The 23,751-nt window shown below is 37.4% G+C and carries 14 protein-coding genes; 9 read left to right on the forward strand and 5 right to left on the reverse strand.

Annotated features, from left to right (window positions below):
* Positions 1–249: 249 nt before the first annotated feature.
* Both QJV27_RS00910 and QJV27_RS00915 read right to left on the reverse strand, forming a co-directional pair.
* Positions 250–951: a glutamine amidotransferase gene (locus QJV27_RS00910; protein WP_281447112.1), complete on the reverse strand. Its 702-nt coding sequence runs from the start codon at positions 949–951 to the stop codon at positions 250–252.
* An 18-nt stretch (positions 952–969) separates the two neighbouring features.
* Positions 970–2,706 carry a tetratricopeptide repeat protein gene (locus QJV27_RS00915; protein ID WP_281447113.1) on the reverse strand — a complete coding sequence of 579 codons (1,737 nt, stop codon included), beginning with the start codon at positions 2,704–2,706 and terminating at the stop codon, positions 970–972.
* Between the two features lie 398 nt (positions 2,707–3,104).
* Between QJV27_RS00915 and QJV27_RS00920 the strand changes: the two genes are divergently transcribed.
* Positions 3,105–4,058 (forward strand): aldo/keto reductase, encoded by a 954-nt coding sequence (locus tag QJV27_RS00920; protein WP_281447114.1) that lies wholly within the window; start codon positions 3,105–3,107, stop codon positions 4,056–4,058.
* 232 nt (positions 4,059–4,290) lie between these two features.
* Here QJV27_RS00920 and QJV27_RS00925 read toward each other — a convergent pair whose 3' ends face one another.
* Positions 4,291–5,229 (reverse strand): DMT family transporter, encoded by a 939-nt coding sequence (locus QJV27_RS00925; RefSeq protein WP_281447115.1) that lies wholly within the window; start codon positions 5,227–5,229, stop codon positions 4,291–4,293.
* 305 nt (positions 5,230–5,534) lie between these two features.
* Here QJV27_RS00925 and QJV27_RS00930 point away from each other — a divergent pair, with 305 nt between their 5' ends.
* The 8 genes from QJV27_RS00930 to QJV27_RS00965 all read left to right on the forward strand — a co-directional run bounded on the left by QJV27_RS00930 (position 5,535) and on the right by QJV27_RS00965 (position 14,977).
* Entirely contained in the window at positions 5,535–6,917 is a 1,383-nt protein-coding gene (locus tag QJV27_RS00930; RefSeq protein WP_281447116.1) for a DUF2130 domain-containing protein, read from the forward strand.
* Between the two features lie 199 nt (positions 6,918–7,116).
* A complete protein-coding gene (gene rpmI, locus QJV27_RS00935; protein WP_281447117.1) occupies positions 7,117–7,323 on the forward strand; it encodes a 50S ribosomal protein L35 in 207 nt (68 codons plus the stop codon).
* A 15-nt stretch (positions 7,324–7,338) separates the two neighbouring features.
* Positions 7,339–7,695, forward strand: coding sequence for a 50S ribosomal protein L20 (gene rplT, locus QJV27_RS00940; RefSeq protein ID WP_281447118.1), 357 nt, complete (start codon positions 7,339–7,341; stop codon positions 7,693–7,695).
* Positions 7,696–7,781: 86 nt separating this feature from the next.
* Positions 7,782–8,849 (forward strand): phenylalanine--tRNA ligase subunit alpha, encoded by a 1,068-nt coding sequence (gene pheS / locus QJV27_RS00945; protein ID WP_281447119.1) that lies wholly within the window; start codon positions 7,782–7,784, stop codon positions 8,847–8,849.
* Between the two features lie 3 nt (positions 8,850–8,852).
* On the forward strand, positions 8,853–11,312 hold the full coding sequence (gene pheT, locus QJV27_RS00950) for a phenylalanine--tRNA ligase subunit beta (RefSeq protein ID WP_281447120.1): 2,460 nt from the start codon (positions 8,853–8,855) through the stop codon (positions 11,310–11,312).
* A 116-nt stretch (positions 11,313–11,428) separates the two neighbouring features.
* On the forward strand, positions 11,429–12,334 hold the full coding sequence (locus tag QJV27_RS00955) for a DMT family transporter (RefSeq protein ID WP_281447121.1): 906 nt from the start codon (positions 11,429–11,431) through the stop codon (positions 12,332–12,334).
* Between the two features lie 86 nt (positions 12,335–12,420).
* On the forward strand, positions 12,421–14,226 hold the full coding sequence (gene lepA, locus QJV27_RS00960; RefSeq protein WP_281447122.1) for a translation elongation factor 4: 1,806 nt from the start codon (positions 12,421–12,423) through the stop codon (positions 14,224–14,226).
* Between the two features lie 88 nt (positions 14,227–14,314).
* Complete coding sequence (locus QJV27_RS00965) at positions 14,315–14,977, forward strand: DUF2726 domain-containing protein (protein ID WP_281447123.1); 663 nt, start codon at positions 14,315–14,317, stop codon at positions 14,975–14,977.
* 156 nt (positions 14,978–15,133) lie between these two features.
* Here QJV27_RS00965 and pbpC read toward each other — a convergent pair whose 3' ends face one another.
* Positions 15,134–17,503, reverse strand: coding sequence for a penicillin-binding protein 1C (gene pbpC, locus QJV27_RS00970; RefSeq protein ID WP_281447124.1), 2,370 nt, complete (start codon positions 17,501–17,503; stop codon positions 15,134–15,136).
* Positions 17,490–23,525: an alpha-2-macroglobulin gene (locus QJV27_RS00975; protein WP_281447125.1), complete on the reverse strand. Its 6,036-nt coding sequence runs from the start codon at positions 23,523–23,525 to the stop codon at positions 17,490–17,492. The genes pbpC and QJV27_RS00975 overlap by 14 nt, the downstream gene beginning before the upstream one ends.
* Between the last annotated feature and the right edge of the window lie 226 nt (positions 23,526–23,751).

The raw sequence follows: 23,751 nt of genomic DNA on the forward strand, positions 1-23,751 counted from the left end.
AACAACAACTCTATATCAAGAAGCTTAGGACTTTTTATGTATTTGAAGAAATAATCAATTTATGATTGAATTTATATTTTGATGCAGTCTTGTTGATGAAAGTGTCTGTTACCAATGACAGGAAAAAAAATACGCAATTTTCAAATCACAAATTATATTTAAAAAAGTTTGCAAAATATATTTTTATAAGACCAAAATATTTTAAAGTTGGAATAGTCTTGAAACTTGGTTTGTAATTGCTCTTTTGTTTTATTGGGTGATTTTTGCAAGCCAGTGTTGAAAGGTATTTTTTCCTGCTTGCGTTAAAGTCTGGTTATAAATTCGTGCATCAGACCTAAGTTGGTGGAGATCGATCTTAGCACTGTTTAATTCATGGCTATGCCCTACCAGCCATTGTTCAATTCTACTAGGATCTGCTTCCATATGAAATTGTAAGGCTAAAATATGATCATCGTATATAAAAGCTTGATTTTTACACATTGCGCTGGAAGCCAAAGGAGTACAAGATTGTGGTATGTCGAATTGATCCCCATGCCAATGCAAAACAGGGATATCGCCTAGATATCTAAGCGGATTATTTTCAATATTTTTATTAAGAATTAAGGGTGAAAAGCCAATTTCCTTATATCCCATAGGATAGACAGTTGCACCCAAAATTCTTGCAATTAATTGAGCTCCTAAACATATTCCTAAAATAGGTTTGTTTAAATTCAAGCAGCGTTGAATGAAATTTAATTCATTTTTCAAAAACGGATATTGTGTTTCATCAAATGCGCCAATAGGGGCACCCAAGATTACAATAAGATCATAGTTTTTAGGATCTAGATCTTGAAATTGATTTAAAGGGGCCTCGGTATAATTGATATTAAATCCGTATTTAATCAATTCTGGTTCTAAAATACCTAGATCTTCGAAATATACATGTCTGATGGCCAGTAACGTTTTTCTCATTAGTTGCTTTTTTATTTTCTACCAAACGATCGTTGAACCAAGTTGTTTTTTTAATGCATCTGTTTTTTGCAGGATTTGGTTGATCGTAGGGTCAGTTTTGTTTTTTTCAAACAGTTTGAAAATTTGATTGATAATACCAATAGCAGTATAGCCCCGATTGTGTTCAAATAACCCTTTGGCATGATCATACATTCCCTGTGCAACTACCTGTCTGACTTTCAAATCTTGATCGTTTTTATAAAAAGTCAAAAGTTGATCGTAGGTTTGACCAATCGCTGCACCTTTTTTAAGTTTTATTAATAATTCAGCTTTTTTCATAATAGCGAGGGCCCCGTTATATCGTGTAAGGGGATAGGCTTTGTGATGGGCAGCCGCAATTAAAGCTGTATATGTATTTACTGATTGTTCATACTGTTTCATATCGCTTTGTAATTCTGCTAGATCCAAGAAGGCTTTACTGACTTGATAAAATAAACGTTCATTCTTGGTACCCTGAAAAATGTCAATAGCAGAAGTTAGCAGTTTTAAAGCCTCGTCTTTATAATTAAGCTTTTGTAAAAGCTGACTTTCTTCTAAGTAGGAAGAGATTAAAACGGTGTTAATCGTGGGGTGATCTTCGCTATAATGATAGGTTTTTAAAATAGAGTCATAAACAGTAATGGCTTGTTTATCTTGTTTTAAGTTGGCTAAAATTTGAGCTTTGGTTAAAAAGGTTTTAGCAACAACATCTACAATCTTTTGATAATCATTTTTATCAAATTGTTTAATAATATCATTACAAATTTTTAATGATTCTTCATAGTTTTGATGCTGCTGAAGAATTTGTGCTTTCCCAAGCAACGCAGTAGCACGATAACGTGGATATTCGTCGTTTTCTTTATCTTTAATTTTGGCCAGTAACTCATCATAAGTTGTTAAGGCTGCTGATTGGGGATCGTTACCAAATAATTCTTTTTCATCATCAGGTATATCGGTCACTCTATGTAAAATTTCTGCACGGTACAATAAATTGTGTGCCAAATAGTCAGTAATATCGGGGGATGGGTCTTTATCAAACAAGCGAATAAACGTATTACTGTTATACAGCGCTTTGCCCCATTCGCGATTTTGTAAATGATCAACTGTTTTTTGCATGATGGATTTTGCAACAACTAGTTTTATTGTATGATCTTTTTCTTTAATGAATTGTCCAATGATACTGGAATGTATATTACGGGCGACGTCTGCCTTACCCCAATGGGTTAATATTTCAGTTTCAGCATACATTGCTTGCGCAACCCAGCGTTTTATTTGTAAATTCTCGTCTTGCCCAAATACTGAAACAAGATGAGAAAATATAATCATAGCTTGTTCGTATTGTTTTTGTTGTAGTAATAAGCTGCCTTCTTTGAACAGAGCCTGAGCACTATCATATTGTAATTTTTTATCCTTACTATTTAAATACAAATTGCTAAGTTGTTCTAAGGACAAAATTGCTCCATCGGGGTCTCTTAATTCAACCAAAAGATCTGCTTTTTTTAATAGTGCTTCTGCAACAATTTGTTTGACTGTAAGATTGTGTTTATTACTGTAATAGTCAGCTAGAAAACTAAAATCCCCAATTGCTTGAAGTTTCTTTCCATCTTTAAGATTCATATAACCAGATTGCAAAGCGGTATAGGCACGATTTTCAAGTTGTAATTGGTGTCTGTAATAAAGTGCAGATCCAACAACAATCAGACATGAAACGATAAAGAGAGATATTTTCTTATACATAGTGTTAATATATCCGCTGTGCTGTTATTTTTCCATACTTATTTCATGTAGTTACATAAGATTAAAGGGGTAATTCTTTTAATTTATTTCTAAATTTTTAACATGTTTAGTATTAGAAAAATCAGATAGAGAAATAAATTATAGTTTATAAAAAGAGATTAATACAAATAATTTCAGATTTTAAATACATATGTTTGAAACATCTTTGATATACACTAATAAAAAATAATTTTTGTCACAGTAATATTTGCAGATATACGATAATTTTTCGGTAAATACTACATTATTTTAGTAATTTATTAATATATTATTAATAAATTATTTTTTGTTTCGTTTGTTTTTCAATCTATGATCATATATATTGTGGATTTATTAAAATAAGATAAACGAGGAAATTAATGTTAAAGAAGCAATTAGGAAAAACGGGATTTGAAATTGTTCCTTTAGTATTTGGAGGGAATGTTTTTGGATGGACACTAAACGAGCAACAAAGCTTTGAAATTCTTGATGCGCTTGTTGATCTTGGGTTAAATGCAATTGATACTGCTGATGTTTATTCTCGTTGGGCACCGGGAAATCAAGGTGGGGAATCTGAAACCATTATAGGGAAGTGGTTAAAGGCCAACCCCTTCAAACGCGATCGTTTATTTATCTTTACCAAAGTTGGTGCAGATATGGGGGGTGATCATAAAGGACTTTCTAAGCGTTGGATCATTCAGTCAGTAGAGCGTTCTTTACGCCGCTTGCAGACTGATGTTATTGATTTGTATCAATCTCATTGGCCAGATCCTAACGTTGGATACGAGGAAACATTATCGGCATATGACCAGCTTTTAAAAGAGGGAAAAATCAGGGCTATTGGTGCTTCAAATCTAACTGCACATCAATTATCAGAATCTCTACAGATTGCTAAACAACATCAATTGCCAGCCTATCAAACTTTACAACCAGAATATAATTTATATGATCGTCAACGGTTTGATGAACCGCTACGTCAATTGGTTTTAGATCATCAAATTGGTGTTATTACTTATTATAGTCTGGCTTCTGGTTTTCTAAGTGGTAAATATCGCGATATAAAAGATGTGCAGCAATTCCCAAGAGGGGAAAAAGTGGCCGAATATATTAATGAACGTGGCATGCGTATTCTAACCGCACTGGATTGTATTGCAAAAGAACATAATGCAAAACAGGCTGAAATTGCGTTGGCATGGCTAATTGCACAAAAAGAAGTGACTGCTCCAATTGTTAGTGCAACAACTAATAACCAGTTAAAAAGTTTGATTAAATCATTATATATCAAATTGTCGGATCAAGATTTATCTCAACTAAATCAAGCTAGTGCATATTAGTACTATTACTTTTAAATTATTCATTTTTATAGTTATTAAGACTTAGCAGGCAATTTTTATTAATCATTGTTAAAATTTGAACATTAAAAGATCAATTTTATAATTGTAGTCACACTGAGAATGAAAATTAATATCTTTACTGATGACCAATTGAAAGGTTGATCCATTGGTTATCAGTGCAAATATTATCAGCAGTAATAATGCTATTTTATATTAATTTTCTAACAAATAATTAGACTTTGCTTTTGGCCAAAACAACAATCATGGCGATAATACACGCTGTTCCAATCCAATCAGTGACCGAAAATTTTACATTTAATAGAACAACAGAAAATAATGCTGCTGATAATGGTTCAACTGTTGCTAGTACACTGCCTTTGGTGCTTCCAATAAGCTTGACCCCAACCAGATAAAGTAAGAAAGCTGCCATACCAGCACCAAAAATTACAAATAATAATCCCAGTAAGGCAAGCATATCTATTGTTCCAGTGACTTTCCAAAAAGGGTGGAAAAAATTTAGAACAATCCCTCCAACCAACATACCCCATCCAGCAATGGTGGCAGTATTGTATTTTTGTAATAATGGTATGGGATAAAGTGTATAGGTCACAGAGGCGATAATACAAATACCACCAAAGATAATGGCTTTTAAAGGCAACGTAATTGCAGAAATAGAGCCATCAGTTACCAAGCAAAAAGCACCAGTCAAGGCCAGTACAATAGAAATAATTAGATAGATAGACGGTCTTTTTTTCAAATACACAGATAGAATAATTGCAATTACGACTGGGTATAAATATTGTAAAATGGTTGCTGTGGCGGCATTTGAATATTGAATAGCTAAAAAATAGCTAAGTTGCGAGGCCATCATGCCAAAAACGGCAAAAATAATTAAGCGAAAAGATTCGCTTTTATTCTTCCAAGGTAAGAAGATTGCTTTTTTTCGTTTACGATAACATAATGCCAGTAGTATACTCCCTGGCAGCCACATCCTAATACCAATAAGCCAAGATGCACTGATCCCCTTATCTTGTAAAAGATACTGCCCAATAACGCCCCCCAATCCCCACAAGCAGCCTGCCAGAATGATATAAATCATACCAGCGCGTTCGGTTTTTAAATTAACTTGATTGGGTATTGGTTGGGTTGGGGTAATGTCTGAAACGGGCATGATAACTAATTTAAATTTTAAAAGAATGTGTAGACGATTATTTAACGGTAATTTTTGAAAAGTCCACTTTTAATTCAAATAAATAGTTACAACGTTATTTATATGTTATGAATGTCTATAATTAGCTGCTTTCTTAATATCAATATAATAGCGTCTGCTTATTTTTACTATTGCTTGTTATTTATTGTAGATAAATATTTCTAAATCAAAATTATTTAATATAATATGGTTATATTATTATAAGATTGGTTATTGATTATAAACTATAGTTCCACAACGATTATTTATTATGGGTTTATTTTAAGATGAATGAAATTATTTGCCCCAGTTGCAAGAAAGCTTTTAAAATTGACGAGGCTGGATATGCAGATATTTTAAAACAAGTACGGGATAAGGACTTTGATAAACAATTAAATGAACGCATAGAAATCGCCAACAAAGAAAAAGAAATTGCCATTGAACTGGCATGTTCCAAGGTTGCTCAGGAATTGCAAAAAAACGTTGCTGATAGAGATATGCAGATACAAGATCTAAAGGCTAGACTTGAAGGTACAAAAGAAAAGCAAGTAGTTGCCGTAAAAGAAGCTGTCAGTAATCTTGAAAAAGAACGTGATGGATTTAAAAATAAATTCGAACAATTACAAAAGGAACAAGAATCAGCAGCCAAAATGGCTGAAGTTAGGCTTTCACAGCAAGTGCAAAATATTGCATCCCAAAAAGACAAGGAAATTCAGGAATTAAAACAGGCGTTAAATGTTAGTGAAATTGCGACAAAACTTGCAATAAAAGACGCTGTCAGTATGGCAGAGAAAGAGCTTGAAAAATTAAAGAGCAGCCTAGAAAAAAGCGAATTAGAAAAGAAAATTTCTGAAGACAATCTGAAAAGTAACTATGAAAGACAACTTCAAGATCGTGATGAGGTTATTGAACGGTTGCGTGATATGAAGGCACGGTTATCTACAAAAATGGTTGGTGAAACTTTGGAACAACATTGCGAAATTGAATTCAATCGTATCCGTGTGACAGCTTTTCCAAAAGCATATTTTGAAAAAGACAACGATATTCGAACAGGCAGTAAAGGGGATTATATATTTCGAGATATCGATGATAACGGAACAGAAATTGTTTCCATTATGTTTGAAATGAAAAACGAGAATGATCAAACAGCAACTAAGAAAAAGAACGAAGATTTTTTCAAGGAGCTTGATAAAGATAGAACAGAAAAGCATTGCGAATATGCGGTTTTGGTATCTTTATTAGAACCAGAAAATGATTATTATAATACGGGCATTGTTGATGTGTCTTATCGTTATCCGAAAATGTATGTAATTAGACCTCAGTTTTTTATTCCGCTTATTACGCTTTTAAGGAACGCTGCATTAAAATCTCTTGATTATAAAAATGAATTGGCGTTGATGAAAACACAAAATATCGATATTTCAAATTTTGAAGAAGAGTTGGAAACTTTTAAAAGCGCGTTTGCACGAAATTACGAAATTGCTTCGAAACACTTCGCAACAACCATTGAAGAAATTGATAAATCGATATTACATTTAAACAAAGTCAAAGACTCCTTGCTTGGAACCGACAGGCAGTTACGACTTGCCAATGACAAAGCGCAAGACGTAACGATTAAAAAGCTGACGCGTAATAATCCAACAATGAAGGAAAGATTTTCAAATTTATAAGGGTTGTGACTTATTCAAACCGTATTAAATGGTTTTGAAAGTTTATTTTAAGAAAAGATAGATTTTCCTTGAGCTTGAAATAAATAGTGGTTATATAAACACACTACGTTTACGGGTCGGGCTGGATAATTAGGGCATGCCCCTCTTGTGACGTTCTCCCATAATGGGATGTGGAACCTTGTATTCAAAGGAGTGACAAATGCCCAAGATGAAGACCAAATCATCGGTCAAAAAACGCTTTAAAATTACGGCTACGGGTAAAGTCCTGGCTGGTCCTGGCAATAAGCGCCATGGTTTGATTAACCGTACTCAAAAAGCAAAACGCACCAATCGCGGTTCACAAACATTGGAACCACAAGATGGTCGTACGGTTAAACAATGGGCCCCATACGGCCTGCCACGTTAAGGAGCATTAAATACCATGGCAAGAGTAAAACGCGGCGTTACAACACACGCTCGTCATAAAAAAGTATTAGAACAATCCAAAGGGTTTCGCGGTCGTTCTTCAACCAATTACCGTATTGCGTTGGAACGTCTAGAAAAATCTTTACAATATGCATATCGTGATCGCCGCGTTAAAAAACGCGACTTTCGTGCATTATGGATTCAACGTATTAATGCAGCCGTTCGTGAACATGGTCTGACTTACAGCCGTTTTATCAATGGTTTGAACAAAGCAGGCATTGAATTAGATCGTAAAGTATTAGCTGCTATTGCTTATGATGATGCAGCAACTTTTGCAGAAATCGTCAAAAAGGTGCAAGCAGCTCTTGCTTAAATCTTGACGAGATTTATCTGTTCATGAAAATGAATAGGAAGAGGGCTGTCTGTATGGGCAGCCCTTTTTGTATATTGAGGGTTTAGATGGACAAAGATCTAGAGAATATAAAGCAAGAAACGCTTTTAGCATTGGATCAGGCACAAGATCTTCGTGCATGGGACGCAGTGCGTGTGGCTACATTGGGTAAATCAGCACCATTGACACAAAAACTAAAAGAATTGGGAAAATGCCCTCCAGAACTTCGAAAAGAACGGGGGGGTATCTTAAATCGATTACGTGATGAATTAACCCAGGCCATTGAAACACGAAAAGTTGTTTTGGAAGAAGTTGCCTTAAATGAAAAATTAAGTGCAGAGGCTATTGATATCACTATGCCTGTATCCGTAACAACGGGTATATTACATCCATTGCGTCGTACAATCGAAGAGATTATTGCGATTTTTGGGGCAATGGGTTTCAAAATGGCCGAAGGTCCCAATGTTGATACCGATTGGTTTAATTTCTCTGCATTAAATATTGACGAAAATCATCCTGCACGTGCGGATCATGATACATTTTATTTGCCATCAAAAAACCCCGATGGACAACAGCATTTGTTAAGAACGCAAACGTCCACCGTACAAATTCGTACTTTATTGGATCAAGAACCACCCATCCGCATTATTGCGCCAGGTCGTACCTATCGTGCGGATCACGATGCAACCCATTCACCAATGTTTCATCAGTGTGAAGGTATGGTGGTGGAAAAAGGAATTACTCTGGGTCATCTTAAGGGATGTTTGGTTGATTTCTTGCGGTCTTTTTTTGGTATTCCCCATTTGCCTGTGCGTTTTCGTTCTTCTTATTTCCCTTTTACAGAACCATCAATGGAAATTGACATTGGATGGAACCGCAAGACAGGAGAATTGGGCGGTGGTTCCGATTGGTTAGAGATTTTGGGTTGCGGAATGATGCATTCTCGTGTTTTGGCAAATTGCGGGGTTAATCCCAAGGAATGGCAAGCATTTGCCTTTGGTATGGGTATCGAACGTTTGACAATGTTAAAATATGGGATTTCTGACTTGCGTGCTTTTTACGAAGGGGACGTACGTTGGTTACGCCACTATGGATTTTCTGCGTTCAGATCTGTTGCTTTGCATGAAGGGATATAGATCATGAAATTTACATTATCGTGGTTACGTGATCATTTGGATACGGATAAATCTGTTGACGAAATTTGCAGTGCTTTAAATGCGATCGGTCTTGAGGTTGAAAGTCTTGAAGATCCTTTTAAAACTTTGGGTGCATTTCGTATTGCCCGTATTTTATCAGCATCCCAACATCCCAATGCGGATCGCTTGCAAGTGTGTCAGGTTGATGCGGGTGCAGGCTTTGAAAATATGCAGGTTGTGTGTGGTGCACCAAATGCGCGTGCAGGTTTGGTTACGATTTTTGCCCCTGTTGGCACTTACGTACCTGGCAGTGATATCACCCTTAAAGCGGGAAAAATTCGTGGCGAGATAAGCAATGGGATGATGTGCTCGACTGAGGAATTGGGCCTGGGTGGGGAACAATCTGGTATTATGGAATTGCCTGATGACGCCCCAGTTGGTACAGCTTATGTGGATTATGCACAGTTAAACGACCCTGTAGTTGAAATTGCCATTACTCCTAATCGGGGGGATGCACTGTCAATTCGTAATATTGCCAGGGATTTAGCTGCTGCGGGTATGGGGACATTAAAGCCATGGAAGCCCAAAAAGGTTGAAGGTTCTTTTCCCTCAGATATTGAATGGAATAATCAATTTACCCAAGCATGCCCATATATATTGGGCAGAACCATTCGTAATGTTAAAAACGGTCCAAGCCCTGAATGGTTACAGGCCAGATTGCGCGCAGTTGGGGTGCGTCCTATTTCCCTATTGGTCGATATTACCAATTATTTTACCTTTGATCTGGGTCGGCCATTACATGTGTTCGATATTGATAAAATTACAGGAAAAACATTAACCATTTGTCCTGGCCATGGTGAAACATTCGTGGCCCTTGATGGTAAAGAATATCAAGTCAATGACAAAGATTGCGTTATTGCAGATCAAGTCGGTGTGCAATCTTTGGGTGGATTGATGGGCGGTGAACATACTGGTGTAACTGAAGAAACAATCAATGTTTTTGTAGAATGTGCTTTGTTTAATCCCGTCAATGTCGCACTAAGCGGCCGTCGTCATTTTATTACCAGCGATGCTCGTCAACGGTTTGAGCGTGGTGTTGATCAAGCCATGTTGCCCGATGCAATGGAAGCCGCGACACAAATGATTTTGGATTTGTGTGGTGGGAAAGCCAGTGATGTTGTTGTCTCGGGGGCAGAGCCTCAATGGCAACGTCAGGCAACCTTGCAGTATAAGCGTTTGGAAAGCTTTGGTGGATTAGCCGTAGCACCACAACGGGTTATTCAAATCCTGACAGCGTTAGGGTTTGAAATTAAGGATCATAACGATCAACAGGTCACAGTTGAGGTACCTTCGTGGCGTAATGATATTGTTATGCCAATGAAAATGGCACAACACTCCAGTATTGAAGCCAATCAAGGGTCTCAACTGCTACAGACCGCCCAAGCGTTGGAAGGGGAGGTTGACTTAATTGAAGAGGTTTTACGTATTGAAGGATTGGATCATGTTCCAGCGGTTTCTCTGCCAATGCATCAGGCCGTGCCACAAGCTGCGATAACGCCTGATCAAACACGTTCCTTACTATGTGCGCGATTACTGGCTGCTAGAGGATTAATTGAAACGGTTGGTTTTTCATTTGTTGATCATGAAATTGCCGCACGCCTAGGCGATGCACCTGAGGATCTACGATTATTAAATCCAATTTCCAGTGATATGGATCAATTACGCCCAACCCCGCTTGCCTCTTTATTACCCACTGCACAACGTAATATCGCCCGTGGTTTGGGGAATGTGGCGTTTTTTGAGGTCGGGCCCATTTTTACAAAAGATGGTGAAAAAACGGTGGCTGCTGGGGTGAGGTATGGTTATTTACCCCGTCAAGTAAGTGGCAAAGCACCAGAAGTGACTCTCTGGGATGTTAAAACGGACGTTTACAGCGTTCTGGATGGATTAGGTGTTGCGGTAGAGTCTTTGCAAATTACCACAGAAACACCAATATATTATCATCCTGGGCGTTCAGGACGGCTTAGCTTGGGACCAAAAAATATCTTGGCCTATTTTGGGGAATTGCATCCTTCATTGGTTAAAGAATTTGGATTTGATCAAGCCCCTATGATCTTTGAAATCTTGATCGATAGCGTGATGCTTAAAAAGGCACAAAAGAAGAAAACACCTTTCTTATCGCCATTCCAGCCTTTAAAACGTGACTTTGCATTTGTTGTAAAGTCTGATGTTGAGGTTGGTAAAGTTTTAAGTGCAGCCAGACAAGCAGAACGTCAATTATTAAGTAACGTAGAATTATTTGATGTTTATGTTGGTGATAAAGTTACCGAGGGTTATAAATCTGTTGCCATTCAAGTGACATTACAACCCCAAGATCGCAGCTTAAAAGACGAAGAGATCGAAGCAGTTTCTCAAAAAATTATTAAAGAAGTTGCACGATTAACAGGCGGAACATTAAGGTAAAATCTGATTTGTTATGCCCAAGCCCATGTATAATTTGCATGGGCTTTTTTTATTTATGCTTTTGTTTTAATTCATTGTAATGAATGATTCTAATTTTTTATTTGGTTCGAAAAACAATGTCTGCACAGCAATTTTCCCCAAGGGGAAATTCAAAATTTTTAATCGCTACTTGTTTTGGATTATTAACTATTTTGTTATGGTCCAGCTTGGCTGTTATGACAACTTTTGCTTCTGATATCCCTCGATTTCAATTAATGTGGTTTGGATTTGGGGAATCTTTTGTTGTTGGCAGTATCATTTTGGCGCTAACTGGGCGATTGGGTGAAATGATTCAGCCTTTTTCTGCTTGGATTACCGCTTTTTGTGGGATTTTCTTTTTTCATTTATTTTATTTTGTTGGATTGGCTTTTGCCCCACCAGCAAAAGTGACGTTGCTTTCATATTTATGGCCAACCATGTTGGTTGTTTGCATTGCTTTCCTCAGTAAAAAACAATTTCATATTGCTTATTTATTGGGGGCTTTGATGGGCTTAGGGGGGACGATTTGTTTAATGCCCGCCGATCAAGGTTCTATTATTACACCCATGGTTTTAGTGGGGTATGGCTTGGGTGTTTTATGTGCCATTGTTTGGACAATTTATTCGATTGTTAATCGTAGATACGCATCTGTTCCTACGGGTATGTTAATTGGGGTTTGCGGTGGCATATCTTTGGTGGCCATGAGCATTCATTTTGTATTTGAACCAACCATAATACCTAAATCTTCGACAGAAATGTTGATATTGTTATATCTAGGATGTGGCCCAATGGGAATAGCTTTTTTAGCATGGGATTATGCAACAAAAAATGCCAATCTCTCTTTGATGGGATCACTGTCTTATTTGGCGCCATTACTTTCTACTCTTTGGTTGGTTTTGGCAGGCAAGGCCCCTGCAACGATTGGATTATGTATTGCAGTCGTTTTAATAGTGGGGGGGGCGATTGTTGCGACCTATCCATTAAAAAAAGTAAAAGGATCATAGAATTTTTTTAAAAAAACGTATAGAACTATGCTTTAATAACAGCTTTCTAATTTGAAATATTCACTTTTGCCTTATTGGTGCACCATATGACAGACACGCCTTTGGAACTTATTCGTAATTTTTCGATTATTGCCCATATTGATCATGGAAAATCAACACTTGCTGACCGTTTAATTCAGGCTTGTGGTGCATTGACGCAACGGGAAATGCAAGCACAAGTACTGGATAATATGGATATCGAACGTGAACGTGGAATCACGATTAAGGCGCAGACCGTTCGGTTACATTACAAGGCAGAAGACGGTAAAGTTTATGTTTTAAATTTGATGGACACTCCAGGCCATGTTGACTTTGCTTATGAAGTCAGCCGTTCGTTGGCAGCGTGTGAAGGCTCATTATTGGTGGTGGATGCTTCCCAAGGGGTTGAAGCACAAACCTTGGCCAATGTCTATCAGGCAATTGATGCACATCATGAAATTGTACCCGTATTAAACAAGGTTGATCTGCCTGCCGCTGACGTAGAAGGCACAAAAAATCAAATTGAAGAAATTATTGGTATTCCTGCCGATGATGCAATTGGCGTATCTGCTAAAACAGGATTGAATATAGAAGCTGTTTTGGATGCATTGGTTAAACGCTTGCCCCCACCTAAAGGTGATGTTGATGCCCCATTACAAGCGTTGCTGGTCGATAGTTGGTACGATACTTATTTAGGTGTGATTATTTTGGTGCGCGTTAAAGAGGGGCGTATTAAAAAAGGCATGCGCATCCGCATGATGTTTAATGGCAGTACTTATAACGTTGAACAAGTCGGTGTTTTTACCCCCCATATGCGTGAAGTTGACTCTTTGGGTGCTGGGGAAATGGGCTTTATCAATGCAGCGATCAAGACTGTTGCTGATTGTCATGTTGGGGATACCATCACCGATGATAAGAAACCTGCAGCCAAAGCTTTGGAAGGGTTTAAACCATCTGTTCCTGTCGTCTGGTGTGGGTTATATCCCATGGATGCAGACGATTTTGAAAAGCTACGTGAAAGTTTAGGTAAGTTACAACTCAACGATGCATCATTTCACTATGAACCTGAAACTTCAGCAGCCTTAGGATTTGGATTTAGATGCGGGTTCCTAGGTCTATTGCACTTGGAAATTATCCAAGAACGATTAAGTCGTGAATTCGATCTTAATCTGATCGCGACAGCCCCTTCAGTTGTGTATCATCTTTTTAAAAATGATGGCTCAGTTGAGGATTTGCATAATCCTGCTGATATGCCTGATGCAACCTATATCGATCGAATTGAAGAACCATGGATCAAAGCATCAATCATGGTGCCTGATGAATATTTAGGGGCTGTATTAGGATTATGCACAGAGCGACGTGGTCAGCAAATTGATTTAACGTATGTTGGAACGCGTGCCATGGCGATTTATCGTTTGCCACTGAACGAGGTTGTTTTTGATTTTTATGATCGTTTGAAATCAGCAACCCGTGGATATGCCAGCTTTGAATATCAAATGGACGGGTACGAGGAAAGCGATTTGGTTCGTATCAGTATTTTGGTCAATCAAGAACCTGTCGATGCACTGGCATTTGTTGCCCACCGCTCTGTAGCAGAGAGTAGGGGAAGGGCTATTTGTGCCAAGTTAAAAGATCTTATTCCTCGTCAACTTTTTAAAATTGCTATTCAAGCAGCAATTGGTGGTCGTGTGATTGCTCGTGAAACCATTGGTGCCTTGTCTAAGGATGTTACAGCAAAATGTTATGGTGGTGATATTTCACGTAAGCGAAAATTGTTGGAAAAGCAAAAAGAAGGTAAAAAACGGATGCGTCAATTTGGTAAGGTTGAGATTCCACAATCTGCTTTCCTTGCTGCGTTAAAGATTGATCGATAAATAATTTTTCTGAGATTGTAAGTAATTGTAGGGTCCATTGAATATTCTTATTCAATGGACTTTTATATTGATTATATTGAAGGAACTGATGGAAACATTTGTTGGTTGTTTTGTTTTTGGCATTTTGTTGGGCATTTATTGTGGCCACGTTTTTTATCGAAAAAAATCAAAACGAGATAAACAATATATAGCTCAATTATCTCAAAAAATTCTTTATTTAGAACGTAAAGAAACCAAGCGTTTAAAAAATCTTGAAAATTACAGGAAAAAATTATCCCTTAATGATCAACAGATCTCAGAACAAAATCTTAGTGATTATCAAAATCAAATGAGAATTCTTCAAAATTGTGCATTGAAAGTCAAAAAACCTATTAATCGCGAGGCTGTTCAATATTTCTATTATTTAAATGAATGGATTAAGCAGTACCATCCCAATTGGTATGTATCTTTCGAGGTTTCAATGGGGGCGTTTATTACAACGCAAGGATCCGATAATAATGACGAAACTGCTCGGGATTTAGCTTTTCGTTCTTATAACAGTAAACGTGTTGATTTTTTGTTGATTGATCATCGTGGGTTTCCCCGCTGCGCCATAGAATATAACGGATCAGGTCACGATTTATCAGGAAATGCTGATGAAAGAATGCAAGTCAAAATATTAGTGTTTAAAAAAGTTGGTATCCCATTAATTGAGTTATCGGAAGGAATGGAAAAAAAACAGGTATTTATGCGTTTAAATAAATTATTATAGTTAATAGAATATTACATTTATAAATTATATCAAAATTTACGAAATGATAATGGTAATTTTGTTAATGAAATTTGATAAGCTAGCTATTTCGCGATTTAGGTTAGTTTTCGTTTGTTATGCTGGTAGTTTGTATTTTTGATGAAAACTAGAAATAGATCAATGTGTAATCTCTATATTAATTGGTATTTGATGACTTTGTGCTTGATCGTCAATAACTTTTATTTGGTATTGTCCTGCAACGGCGGGATGCCAAAATAAAGTGGTAGAAGTATCGGTTTTTCCTAAATAGATTTTATTGGCAAACCAGTACAACGTATGGGCATCTGCTGAACTGTTGGCGGATAACGGAATAGATGTATTTTTTTTCGTTGTTGTCGTACGTAAAAAATACGTTTCATGAGCATGAGGCGAAAGAATACGTGGCGGATTATTGCCAATCCAACTTTTTTGACAATGATAATTCCCTGGTGGATCACGATAGGATAATCCAGCTATTTTAAACAATTGACGAATTTCAGACGGCCAGAATTCAAATATTTCTATATGGGTTTTCTTGCCTTCTAAAGGGGGGCAAGCAACCTTACCTGTTGTATCGTCAATAAGAACAGGGCGGTGCAACGTGCTTATTTGAATTGGTGATACCCCAGGGATAAACCAAGTATATCCTGTTTGTGGACACCAACGATTGGGTAAATTTCCACTTGTAAGGCAGATTTTAACTTTTTTAAGCAATTTTGGTGGGTGCCAAGGCGTAATATCAATATTTTTTAAATTAGGTTTTAAGGCATCAATAATATTAAAGAATAAGGGGGCTGCTGTTTTAATACCCGTTGCATTAGAATTAGCAGTATTATCAAAATTTCCAACCCATACGATCAATACATAATGGCTAAATAATCCTGCGGTTAATGCATCTCGAAAACCCGAGGAGGTTCCCGTTTTCCATGCAATTGGAAAAGGTGATGAAATGGCAGATGTTCTTTCGTCGGGGCGACTATTTTTAGATAAAATATCCAAAACCATAAAACGTGCGGCGTTACTCAGCAAAGGTTTGCCATCGACCACAGGATCGCTAATTAAAAAACGCAAAGGTCGCAATTTTCCTTGATGATTGAGGAGGGCGTATAAAGTTGCTTCTTCCTGTAATGTAATTTCTCCACCCCCTAAGACCAATGATAGTCCATAATGTTGCCGATTACGTAAATTTTTAATATTGGCTTTGGCTAAGAACTGATAGAAATCAGGGTTTTTAATTTTATAAGCTATCCATACGGCGGGGATATTGCGACTGGTGTTCAATGCATTGGTTGCAGTAATGGGCCCCTGAAAATGTAAATCAAAATTTTCTGGGGAATATCCAGCAAAGGTCATCGGCATATCATATAAAATACTTTGAGGATGTAAAATACCCTGATCAAAACCCAAACCATAAACAAATGGCTTTAAGGAAGACCCTGGGGATCTGGAAATTTGTGTTCCATTAATTTGCCCATGTATTTGAGAATTGAAATAATCAGCAGATCCAACCATGGCTTTGATACCCATATCATGGGCATCAATCAGTAAAGCCGCAGCATTGGTAACACCTTCTTTTTTATGCCAATTTATATAGCTTTTAATTTGGTTTTCAAGAATATGTTGAAATGTTAAATCAAGTGTTGTCTTCAGGATGACAGGGGATGGGTAAGATGCCAAAACTTGCCTGACAAAATGAGGGGCTTCAAAAGGCAGTTGAGACGGTGGCCTTACTGGAAGGGGAAGGTTTATAAAGGTTTGTTGATTTAGTAATTTTGGATTATATTTAACCCAGTCTTGATACAAACGCATCCGTGTTTGTAATAAATGCTTATTTGTCACAAAACAATCTTTGTTTTGGTGACAGCGAATACGCAAATTAGGTTCTTGTGGGATAACAGCCAGTAATAAAGCTTCTGGTAAATTAAGTGTAGAAGCTTTTTTATTAAAATATATTAAACTTGCAGTTTCAATCCCTTCAATATTTCCACCATAAGGGGCCAGATTTAAATAAGCTTCTAAAATATCCGATTTGGAATAAAACAATTCCAATTGAGTGGCGTAATAGATTTGTTTAATTTTTCCCAGAGGGGTTTTTGTGCTGAGCTGATATAATAGACGTGCCAATTGCATGGTAATGGTTGAACCGCCCTGACGGTTGCCATGGCGAACATAAGTCATCCAAGCACCGCGTAAAATGCCATAGGGGTTGACCCCGAAATGATAATAAAACCATTGGTCTTCGTGAAATTGGACTGCCGCAATAAAATTTGGTGATATTTGATTTAAGGGCACCCATAATCGATATCGATCATCCTTTGCCAAGGTCAGCCTTAGCAACTTTCCGTTTTGATCATATACCATTCGCGAGACGGGCAGACTGTTACGTAAAGAGGGGTGTGGATACAACCGACACCCCATGATCAACAGAAATACTAGCCCAACAGCACAAATCCAATTTTGCCATTTTTGGATAAAACGCAAAATTGGCCAAGCATTAAGGCCCAACAACAGTTAAATATCCACCAGAAATTGAACGTCCACGTATGGATGGGTTATACATTCCTTCACCATAAGCAGGGGGAATATTATATTTTCCAGCATTGGTTGCCTTGATACGATATACATATTCTGAAATATCTGTTGAAATTGATCCATATAACAGGATCTTATCTTCCTGGATATTAACAAAATCTGGATACCAATGCGCTGTTCCATCGTCAGAAGCATCTCTAAGTTCATTATCATTATCGGCGTTGCTTGAACCTGTATTAGCTATCAGGTCGAACCCACCAGGTAATAAATCTGTAATCGCAATATTATTATGAGTTTTTTGATCTGTAGAACGGAATTTTAAATGTACCCAAACCTCCTGACCCACTTTGATTTGAGAAATGGGTTTGCCAGTTTGATCAGTATATTCACGAATGATTTCCATTTTTTCATTAATAGCCGTTTTAGGAGGATTTTTATCATAGCCCCGTTGAATGACACTGTACCATGCTTGATGATCTGATTGATTATCAAAATCCAAGGCATTAGCTTCATTATTCCATTTAAGTATTTGTAACAGACCTTTTGGCTTGCTGGTAGCAAGCGTGGTTTGTTGTTTATCTTGATCCTTTAAAATATTCTTAACAGCTTTGATAGACAGCTGATGGATATCGTTAGGCATTTTGGTTGAATAAGCATCAAAAGCCATAATTGTTAAAGAAGAAGATAACGTATTATAATATCCAAGCTCTACATTACTTAGAATATTGTTAAATGTATTGGCCGATAATTGTGACAATAATTCAGGAAAATGTTGAGATACAAGATATAAAATTGTGGCATCTTGTGCCAAAGGGTTGCCATCATAACTGCTGTAATCCCAATCCTCGACAGGGGGTTGCGATGGTCTTTGCAATAATTCTAATGGGCCTGTAATTAATTGTCGTGCCATCTCATCTTGCTTTAACAATTTCATTGATGCAGCAAGCCAAGCAGCAGTTGAATCCTGTTTCCATTTATCTTTGTAGTTTTTATTTAATTGATCGGTTAAAGAAGCAATAAGCGTTGTGGTTACCATGCCTTTTTTCGTTAATAGATAAATGGAAAAAGCACGATTACGCATTTCTGAAAGTTGTCCATCGCTGCCATTAGCAGCATAATCTTGAATATAGCGATAAGCATTTTTTAGGGTGTTCTGAGGCACGGCCTTACCATTGTCCCATGCTTTTTGCAGTAAAAGCGTTACATAGTTTGTAACAAAATTATCGCCATTGGGGGTAGATTTCCATAATCCAAAAGCACCTGCATCGTTTTGACGATCACGTATTTTGGTAATGATGCTATCAATTAACGAATTAACGTTTTTAACATGGCTGACATTTGATTGCACAAATATTTGCTTTAGGTCTTTGTTTTCTTCCATGGTCAATAAAGCTAAGGCACGACTGGCAAGTTGCTCTGTGCAAGCATGGTTGTAGTCAACTAAATAAGTGCTTAATCCCTGCATAACAACAATTGGTAGATTGGAAATGGCGCTATAACGTACTGCATCGTTAGAATACATGGTTCGCAGGTCGTCAAAGGTTGCAGATTTGTGGCCGTCGATATGATTGAGGCGAATACTGGTATTATAGGTTGAGGCAGGACGTAATAAAACATGGGTGACATTTGTTGTCGAGGCCTGACGATACGTTGCAGTAAAGGTCAGATCTCCAGATCCCAAAGGTTGAGCAAGTGCTTTAATCCGAAATTTTAATCCTTTTTCCTTTTTTTCACCCAAAGTAATGGTTTGAGTCGATGGGCCAATCACTTCGAATTGTGACGATGTTTTAAGGTCAACCGTAATTGGAATGGGTTCACTGTTCAAACTTTCCAAATTATTGGCCACTAAAACACTGATATCACTTTCATCCCCAGGGGTAAGAGTAACTGGAGCGTTAGGTTTTAAGACAAAATCATCTCTGACAATGGTTTTTGTGCTGCTTAATCCAATTTGATTATCTGATACAGACATGGCCATTATGGTTAATTCACCATTGAAATAATCGGGAACTTGATAGGTAAAAAGCTTGTCATTATCCACATCAACAATGCCAGACCAAAAAACAACGGGTTTATCGACTTTACGCTTAAAAGGATTTACTTTTTGGGCAAAAGCTTTTTCATCATCACCGCCTGTGGATGCGGCCAGTTTCATGATTTGATTAAATTCGGGCAAGATTTGATCTAATATTTGCAAAGTTTGCACATCCAGCATTTTTTTGCTGAAAAAATATTGCAAAGGGTCTTTAAATTGATAATGAGCAACCTGTAGAATTCCTTGGTCTACAGCCCATAATACCGTACGTGTTGGTCGTTCTGAATGTAAAGTAAAGAGCAATTGGCGATTTTTGGTTATCTTAGGAGCACTGAGGGTTAAAGGATTACGATAATTCTCTAAATCAACAGAAAACGGAACCACGCCATAGCTCAGTGGACTCATAAATATTTCATCAGAGGCAGGGTCGCGAATAAATTGAACGTTCACATATCCATTTCCTTCCAAATCTGGGGGGACGGTAATATGTTGGATCGTACTGGTTGTATCCGTATGGAACCAAGTGTGGTTATATACTTTGTCTTTTTCAATGGTGATGATACCACTGCCTGTATATGGGGCGCGGATGGCAACTTCTATTTCTTCTGAGGGTTTAAAGCTTTTTTTATTCAGTCGGATCTGAAGTTCGGCGTTGCGATCCAAGGACCGCGACAAGTTTACAGATCCAATTACAGAATAGTTAATTTGACTTAAGATTTGTCCTTTGGGGCCAAGTAAAACCAATTTGAAATCGCCGGACTTATCTGTATTAATTTTATAATCACTGCCTTTTTGGGCAATGGAGAAAGGTTCTTCTTTTAAGGTTGTTTCTTTTAACTTTGATTCGTATTTGTAAATGCCTGAGGATTGTTTGGCCAATACCGACACATAGCGGCGTTCGACAAGGCGTATCTTGAGGTTGTCGACAGCGATTGCATTTGTTTGCGGGTTAATTGCAATAAATTGAATGGGCTTGATTGATGCATTAACCTTAATGTTGTACAAATTATCAGTACTGTGATATCCGATCATATAATCATTAGCTGAAACCAATATACGATCAGTTGCCGCAACACTACGTCCAGAGTTAGGTTCGTATACCTCACCCAGAAGATTTAATGTATAATTTGAACCAGCATATTTTTTCAGATCCAGGTTAAATACAGCCTGACCTTCATCATTGGTTTGGATCTCTTGTAATGTTTCGTGAAAATTTTCCTTTAATCGATCGGGATCGCTGAATTGATAATCTTTCCATCCTTCAAATCGAGGAACAAAAGGGGTAATGTTCAGGCTGGCTTGCACACGTCGATCAATGGCAGGTGTGCCAAATAAATTAGTGGCTTGAATAATTGCCTTTAATTGATCTGGTTTGGCCCAACCCTTAATATTTTGCTCAGAAAAATGGGCAGTAACGCGGGTTTGTTCAGATAGGAAATCTTTGACCTTGATTGTGGTGGAACCGATTTCTTGGCTCCAGTTTTTATCTGTTGGGTCAATGGTTTGCAGGCTGATTTGCCAACTGCCATTAGGGGCATCATCACTTAGAGTGTCTGTAAAGTCGTTGAAACCATTATTATCAATAGTTATTTGTCGTTCGTATGTTTTTCCTGTTGGGTCAGTGACGACAACTTTCAAAGGAATACCTTTTAAATTTTTGGTCCAGTCTGCTGCTTTGGTGATGATACCAATATGGAAATCTTCACCCGTACGATATATCCCTCGATCGGAAAATAAATAAGCAGAGAGTTCACCCTTGTGAACTGTATTAATATCCCCATTCACATCAAATCGTGAGAAATTTAATTGGCGATCGCGTTCCTCAATAGGCAGGAATGATAAGTCATCACCTTTACTGACAACATACATGACTGGGCGTTTTTCTTTGTGAAACCCTTGTAAAGTTGGAAAGTGAACAGTTCCCGTTGCATCGGTGTTTTGACTTAGCAAGGTTTCGCCATTTAATCCAACAACCGATACTTTAGCATCGTTGACTGGATTACCCGTGCTAATGGATTGGATAAAGACATCCTGACTGCCATCAAGGGATTTTTTTACTAACATACCCAAATCAGTAATAACAACCAAGCGCGTATCGTGCAGTGCACTGCTATCATCGTCAAGGTCAGAACCATCATCAACATTGTTATACGTATCAGAAGGGGTGTTTCCTATTCCATAATTTCGTTCTTGGTATTTTTTTCTTAGCTCACGTTGTCTTTTTTTTCGTTCATCTTCAGCTTGTTTATTATATTCAGTAAGTCGCAATACAAAAACGCCGTGTAACCCCTTGTGAAGATAAGGGGACAGATCAAAGCCACTGTAGTGTACATCATGCGCATCATAAGTTGCTAAGTCAGTTTTTTGTTCAAATCGATTGGTAATATGCTCTGCACTAAATGAACCTGTGAATTTAGCTTGGTTATATTGACTGGCATTGTTACGAAAGCTAACCAAATGCTGTAATTGATTAGGTCGTAATTGCCCAACTTCCAATTTTATGCCACTGATATTTTTAGAGACAACGGAAATTTTGTTACTGCCATGTAGGGGCAAAAGTGCCCCCTCTGATACGAAATTAAGACGTTTTGGATAATCTGGGGTGCTAAGTTGTTGGCGATATTGCTGACCCATAACGTATCCGCCTGTTGATTGAATACCTGTGTTGATTTGTACTAAAATTTGTTGATTAGGATGGGCTTTGTACTTAAAACTTTGCAGCGACTGGGCGTTATTTTCTGCTGGAATAGGGGTTAATGTTAAAGGCTCAAAATGGCTAAGGGTTTGGGGGGTTATTTTTTCAATATCCCAAATGCCTTCATTATTCTTAAGTTCGGGTAAGATCCAGGCAGAAATATTTTGAGCAACCTGTTCATCGTGAACGGGCGAATTAAATTCAACATTTAAAATTTGTTCAGAATTATTGCGTTCGTCCGTCACAATATCCGTAGAGATTTTCTGAACTTTTAAGGTATAACGGCTGGGAACAGACACACTGCTACTGATGGTTTTTTGAAGATTTCCCTGCCCAGATTGTGTTTTTGTCCCTTTGTGCAGCGTAAAAACGAGTTTGCTGTTATGTTGAGGAATAGGAAGAGGAGCAGAGGTAACAATAGCAATTAATTTTAGGTGGTTTTGTTCATTGATTCTTTTATAGTCATATGTAATTTCGAAGGATATTTTCTGATGCGTTTTCTTTTCTTTTTCAGGATCAGTATAACTTTGTAAATCCAGATCTATATTTTTTTCCAGGCTAATTGGGTCAACAGGCATGTTGAACGCAACTTCGAAGATACCTTTTTTTATATCGGGGGTCTTATCATCTTGTTGGAATTGGGCAGATGTTATTTGACCATCAAAAGCAGTAGTTTTAAATTCAGCAAAAGGTTTTTTGTTTTTTAAATGTAAAGCATTACGTAAAACGATATTAGGATTAAATTTAGTTTCTTGTGAAAAATCGACCGTGTAATTTTTGCCTGCTTGCCATTCTGTTGTTGGGGTGAAGATCAAACTGTGATCATTGACCCAGCGCCACGTTCCCTTGATTTCAGGTTGAATGGGGAATTCGTTGGGCAAGTCCTTTCCCACTTTATCCAGTGGGGCTGCCGACCCAGAAAAATTAATACGCAAAGGTTGTATGGCGGGTGGGTTTTCAGTGTAATCGGTTGCTTTGGGGGCAACAGCGTAAAGTTTAACTAAATTAGGAATGGGGGGGAGTGGGCGATGTTGGTACCAATATATCCCATATCCCGCTCCTAAAACTAAAATAATTAGGCTGGGTAGAATATATACCAATCGTCTTTGATATCGATGGGCTAGACGTGCAATGGGCGAAAACCATATGGGTGCAGACCATGAAAAATGAATTTTACCGATTATGGGACGCAATAATAAACTGACGCATCGTAATAAGAAAATTATAATTTTAAAAGGAAGCAAGCAAATAAATCGAATAAATTGCATGGTTTTGCTCTATCATATTCCAAAAAATGGAATAGCACGTAATATTATTAATGATATTTATGTTTTTATTTTAAGACGTTATAAAAATCAATAAGGATTAAGTTGATATTACCAGATATGAAAATCTTTATTTGGTATCAGCGCAAAAAGAGCTATTTTACAGTATTTTTATGACAAAATTAAATATATAAATAAAATGTGATTATTTATAAATATATTTAACCAG

Origin of the sequence: Commensalibacter oyaizuii, assembly GCF_029953265.1 — a bacterium.
Classification (GTDB): domain Bacteria; phylum Pseudomonadota; class Alphaproteobacteria; order Acetobacterales; family Acetobacteraceae; genus Commensalibacter; species Commensalibacter oyaizuii.